Consider the following 5,739-nt stretch of genomic DNA (forward strand, 5'->3'; position numbering starts at 1 on the left):
GCCGATTCTGTCGGTCGCGGGCCTGCGCAACGATGGCGGCTGCACTGGCAGTCGTGTCGCCAGTCTGCGGGCTGGGATTGAGCGAGGTGGTTTCACGCGCAACGGTCAAGTGCAGGTCGATACGATCCAGCAGCGGGCCGGACAGTTTGTTGCGGTAGCGCTGCACCTGCTCGGTGGAGCAACGGCAACGGCCTGTCGGTTCACCCAGATAACCGCATGGGCATGGATTCATCGCCGCGACCAACTGAAAACGCGCCGGAAAGCGCACCCGATCCCGCGCGCGGGAAATCACGATATGGCTGGACTCGAACGTTGGGGGTTAATGGCGAAGAAATAAAATCAGCTTGTGTAGCACCCGGAATTCTGGCTGTGAGTCAGATTCCTATGGACGCATCAATGTGACATCATCCATCCCACGGTCGAACGCGCACTATCGAATGGAGGCACTATGCGGTTCAGAAGCTTAGGGAAGTGGGACAATCGCGAAGAATCAAAAGGACTAATATTTGTAGCGCAACTTATAGATGAGTTGATGTTTGACTATACCCTCGACACCTATAAGCCGTCTGCTATGAATACTGCGCTATTAATAAAAGAGGCTGTAACAACCATTAAGGCAATTGATGCTGGTGTGGTGATGAAGCCGAATTTGGCTCATATCCTTAATGAACTTTGCGAAAATTTAAAGTCTGATGAAGTCGCTCAGCTAATGATGACCGTGGACATCGAGGGTGTCACTACTATACTTAAAAATCCTAAATCCTCTGATGGAAGCGTCGCTACCGTAGTAGAATTGCTCATGCGTCAAGTACCTTTGCGTGATTACAAAGCCATGACTGAGGCTTTTATGTTGTTGGAGTTAAGGACGTCTCAGGATAGGTCTAAACTACGAAAGCTGACAAGGTCGTATATAACTACACTTCTGAATTACGGCTACACTGATAAATATATCCGAAAAGTATCACAGCAATTTTTCCATTACTCATCCGATCGTATAACTGACAATAACGCTATCACAGCATATTTTGAAAAGTTTGCTGTAAATGCTGTCGAATTCGATGTTGTATATAAAGCACCAGAATACTTCAAGGAATTTGCAGAAGCTGCTGAAAGGTTAGGGATTTTGGTTTCAGGAGACTTGGAGGAGATTCCTATATCCCAAGATGAAATAGCCAGAAACAAACTAAATCTTGGTGCTGGCGAAGTATTTTTGTTCATAGCTAAGGTGAAGGGTAAAGAGCCGAACATAGTGAAGCTTAAAGCTGATAGGAAACTTGAAACTATCCAGACCCTAATAGGGCTTTATCATCACAAGGAAAGTCGTAAGTCAATTACCGACTGCCTAGTAAGGAATTCTGAGACAGGCGTCTGCACAAAGATCTCTCGACATACCAATCCGATGCATAAGTGCCACGACACGGTTCAGACGGTAGCCTCTAAAAAGCTTTCTTCATTTATGAAAGCATTTAGTTTACAGCCTGAGTCGTTTGCAAAGTTTCATAGAAGTGCAGAGTTGCATTCACTTGCTCTCGCTAGTGAGTCTGTTGAGAATCAGATGATTAACCTCTGGATAGCACTTGAATCTCTTATTCCTAATAATACAGATAAAGATACTGCGCAAATCGACCATCTTGCTAACTCAATAATGCCATTTCTTAACTTGGAATATGTAAATAAACTGCTAACAAGATTTTCAAAGGACTTGCTCACTTGGAATGCGGGAGTCGTTCGTCGGATGTACAAGGCTGTGGACGCAAAAGGTGTTGTTTCAAAAACTGCTCATTTATTAGCATTGAGTAAGTATGATCATCTTCGTAAAGACTTAGAGGAAAGCTTTGGCGATTTTCATCTGTTGCGCGACCGATACCAGCATCTGCAAAAAATTCTATCGAGCCCCAAGTTAGTAGTGGACGTGCTCGACGCACACTCTAAAAGAGTAGCTTGGCAACTTCGCAGAATATATCGAGCGAGAAATACGATTGTTCACGATGGTTCAACGCCTTCCTATACAGAAATTCTTGTTGAAAATACGCATGATTATCTAGACTCTGTTATGAGGTGGCTCATGGCTTTGGCATCATCGGAAAATACCATACATACAGTTGCACAAGGTTTTAAAATGGTGGAGCTTAATTATGGTTCGTACAAAAAGAAGTTATCTCAAAAAGGTTTAACTTTTGATGAGGGCAATATTGATTCTTTGATGTTTAGCTTTCACTACTTAAGATGATTGTTCTCGGAAAATGACAAAAACTGTTGCGATTGAAAAGAGGCAGGATCAAAAATGAGAAAACCGCGAATATTTTTAGCTTCTTCTGTGGAGGGCTTGAATGTAGCGAACGCAATCAACGAGTGCCTCGACTACGATGCCGAAGTCGTACATTGGAAAGACAGTTTCAAACTATCAACGCAAACAATTGAAGAGTTGCAGGAAAGGGCAAGGACTGTTGACTTTGCTATTTTTGTCTTTACGCCAGACGATGTTTCGACAATACGGGAAAAAAGCCACCCAGTGGCGCGAGACAACGTGCTATTCGAGCTTGGGTTATTTATCGGCAGCTTATCGAAAGAGCGCTGTTTCATAATAAAACCGCGCGATGTCGAACTTCATTTTCCTACTGACCTTTTAGGACTGACTCCTGCTGACTTCAACGGGAACAGGTCAGACAATGACCTGTCAATGGCTGTTAACGCTCCATGCAACAAAGTGAAAAAAGAAATTGTCAGATTAGGGTTGGTTACTGACGATGTGAAAATCATCAAAGCACGAACAAAGAAAACCGGTTTTGATTATGAAGTTGGTGAGACCGAGTTACGACTGCTATTAGAAATATTCGAAAAAGGTCTCCACAGCGTTGAAGGAGTGGCTTCAAGTGAAATATTTAATAACTCGAACCCGAACGAATTCTTTTCTATCGGGATTATTAAATTAGAGCGCTTGGGGCTTGTCGAAAAAGAAGTGCGTGCGGATAATATGTATGAATACTACACGTACTCTGTCACGCCTGATGGTCTAGAATACATTTTAGCCAATGAAACAAAAATCAAAGCCTCTCGAAAGGCTGCGACTCCCGTAAAATTAGCAAAAGTAAATGAAAAGGCATTTGATTCATTTGATGATGACATCCCGTTCTAAAAAGCCTTAGTCTATCAATTAGGGAATTGCTATGAAGCTACCAACCGATTTGCAAGTGTTAGAAACTATTTATAATCACTATTATGAAGAGTTTAGCAATTACCAAGAGGGGGAGGAAAATGGGCGCCAAAGCAAGGTCTACCTGCCAATAGATTGTAAGCTGATAGCCATTCAACTGGGAGTCGATTCGGATATGATCTTCGGTAGGTTATACAATCATATGAATAAATTACACTCTTATGAAAATGAAGACAAGTCAAAGGTTCCATTGTTTGCTTTAAAAGTAGGTGCGGACTATAAGTGTGTCCATTTTCCGATGCTTTCATCTGTACTCGCGGGGCTTCAAGCAGATAACAGCAAGTTTAAAACAACGGTGTGGTTGTCCTCAATTGCAATAGTGGTTTCGCTTACATCGTTAGCTATAAGTATTGTCAAAATGGCTCAATAGTCCTTTAATACTTTGCTTTGGGCGCCGCAGGTGCTTAACTGAAATGGCTTTTAGTCGCGCTTGAATTTTCTTTTGCTCTCGATACAAAGCATGTAATCTCGGAACTCACTACGAATAAAATCAGCTCATATGTGATTTTGAAATTATCTCTGTATAACGCCTCCGTTCCTTTAGTCAAATCACCAGTCATTGTGGTTTTGGAACAAGTCTTCGTGTAATAGTTAAAGACAAAATAGAAGGTGTTGCGATGGCATGCGTATCAAGGCGGGGATTGCTGCAGAGTGACTTGAGAGGGGTATGAATACCCGGAAACGAAAACCCCGACTCTAGGGTGGGGTGCGTGTTTCGTGGTCTTTGCAACGAGTCGTAAGCATCGCTCATTGGAGCTCGTTGCCAACCTGTGAACCGATGCTACGAGCAGTTGACAGTCGTGTCAACCCATCTTTATACAGGATACAGGCTGATGGTGGTGAAAAGCTCAATAAATTCCTAGCGCCAGCGCAAATAGCCCCTCTAAGCACACCCCCTACGGAATCGCGCAGTCGAGTGAAAGCTAGAGGAAAAATAAGTAAAAATAAGTCAGTAGTTTATATTGCGTCTAGGGGTGGGTTAGTTTTTAACTCCTGGCATAACATTTTGATTTTTGGATATGTTCCGGCTTGTTTTGAAATCCAGTTTTCAAGCATTACTGTCTCTACAAAACTGTCTCTACAGGATTTTTCCGCAGTGCTGGCATGCCTTGTTATTCGCACTTTCGAGCAATTCTGTAAGGTGGGTCAGTTTGAAAGAGCACTTGTGGGTATGGGGTGGATATGTAGCCGTTTTTTATATTTATACGTAACAGAGGTTTTGTAATTTTGCGCCAACTTAAATAATAGCTTTACATACCGCACCCCTCCATTGTAGTTCATCACGCTTCCTTGGATCAATTTAGCTCATCAGAGCTGGTTTGTGACAGGGCCGAGGAGTCACTCGGCCCGGACTGTTGCCTATCATGGAAAAAGCTTTATTATTTGCCCGATCACTCGAACAATTTCGATGGCGAGAATTAGAAGTAGTTGTATGCCGTTCATTATTTTTTCTCCTGAGGACCGGTCTCTATCAGGTCTCCATCTGCGCCGATCTCAATAGACCTTTGCGTTAGCATCTGATAAGAAGCCACCGGTATTTTGTCTTTCAGCTTTTTCAGTACTTTGTACGGGTTATAAATCAGAACATAATTATATGGACCATATGCTCCTTCCCTTGCATCGATGAAGCCTAGATCAAGGAGCACCTTCATCTGTGCGCGCCACGTCGTTACGTTGCGCTCGCCGACATAACCAGCCTCAATTGCATACGATGACTCGTTTTCTATGGTCACCATATTTTCGTCCCAAACCCTGCACCAGAGACCAAAATAGGTCTTTCCGGCCGGTACAGATTTACCCGTATGCTTTTTCGATAGGTCGTCTATTATATTCGTGATCAAAGACAAGGTTCTTGGAATCGTCGAGAACCCAACGCTCAGTGTCCGATCCCAGAGCAGACCGATATCTAATTCCGGCCAAAGCTCTGCCCTCATTTTGAGTGTGTTCAAGTGGGCCTTGCTTTTACGCTTCTTCTTTTGTGCCTCATTAAGATTTGGAGCAGCAGCTGCGCTATCCAGCAATGAGGCGCTAGGCATCGATGGGCGCGTTAAGGGCGGCAACAGTGGAGTAGCTGGTGACTGCTGTGGTGCTGCCGCTGCTACAGGCTGTGCTGTTATTGGTGAGGGCGATTCGGCTTTGTCATTCATGGGTTGCCACCTCTTAAGGTTACTAAAGCCTGTACCTAGGCGTCGTCGAGAGCGTCTAACTCCGATGGACTTAGAATCTGATAAAAAACGTTATATTTCAAATACTTAGAATTTTCGGCCAAGTTTTGTGTTAGCAATATTTGGCAGACTCAGTATTGACTTGGCTAACAAATATGAAAACTCAAATTTGAGATGAAAATTTATATTCCGCAATTTCCATTTGGATCAAGGAGTTACGCTTGTCATGGTGCTCGCCGTTCTCGCAGTTATCGGCGTGCTGAATGTGCTCGCGGTTCTCGCGGGGTATGGGGATTTTAGGGAGGGGCAAGACGGCGAGAAAAAAGTTTGTTAATCGCTTGTTAGGTTTTGTACGAAAAG

At 43.6% G+C, this 5,739-nt stretch carries 5 protein-coding genes and 1 pseudogene; 3 read left to right on the plus strand and 3 right to left on the minus strand.

The genetic code is table 11. From position 1 onward, the window contains the following. A pseudogene (locus BZK31_RS26610) lies at nucleotides 1-307 on the minus strand (ATP-binding protein); the annotation flags it as partial. A gap of 141 nt (nucleotides 308-448) precedes the next feature. Between BZK31_RS26610 and BZK31_RS26615 the strand changes: the two are divergent. Genes BZK31_RS26615 through BZK31_RS26625 form a run of 3 tightly spaced genes read left to right on the plus strand, consistent with a single transcriptional unit; the run spans nucleotide 449 to nucleotide 3,584 of the window. Beyond that, entirely contained in the window at nucleotides 449-2,230 is a 1,782-nt protein-coding gene (locus tag BZK31_RS26615; protein ID WP_083186205.1) for a hypothetical protein, read from the plus strand. 54 nt (nucleotides 2,231-2,284) lie between these two features. Then, the gene (locus BZK31_RS26620; protein WP_083186206.1) at nucleotides 2,285-3,136 is read left to right on the plus strand and encodes a TIR domain-containing protein; all 852 of its coding nucleotides are present in this window, start codon (nucleotides 2,285-2,287) and stop codon (nucleotides 3,134-3,136) included. Between the two features lie 31 nt (nucleotides 3,137-3,167). Further along, nucleotides 3,168-3,584 carry a hypothetical protein gene (locus tag BZK31_RS26625; RefSeq protein ID WP_083186207.1) on the plus strand — a complete coding sequence of 139 codons (417 nt, stop codon included), beginning with the start codon at nucleotides 3,168-3,170 and terminating at the stop codon, nucleotides 3,582-3,584. Nucleotides 3,585-4,656: 1,072 nt separating this feature from the next. On the opposite strand, the gene BZK31_RS26630 is transcribed toward BZK31_RS26625, so the two are convergent. Continuing rightward, the gene (locus tag BZK31_RS26630; protein ID WP_157900805.1) at nucleotides 4,657-5,361 is read right to left on the minus strand and encodes a hypothetical protein; all 705 of its coding nucleotides are present in this window, start codon (nucleotides 5,359-5,361) and stop codon (nucleotides 4,657-4,659) included. A gap of 181 nt (nucleotides 5,362-5,542) precedes the next feature. Continuing rightward, on the minus strand, nucleotides 5,543-5,739 hold a 197-nt coding region (locus BZK31_RS29920; protein WP_208617237.1), incomplete at its 5' end, for a hypothetical protein.

The organism is Pseudomonas floridensis, from assembly GCF_002087235.1.
Lineage (GTDB): Bacteria > Pseudomonadota > Gammaproteobacteria > Pseudomonadales > Pseudomonadaceae > Aquipseudomonas > Aquipseudomonas floridensis.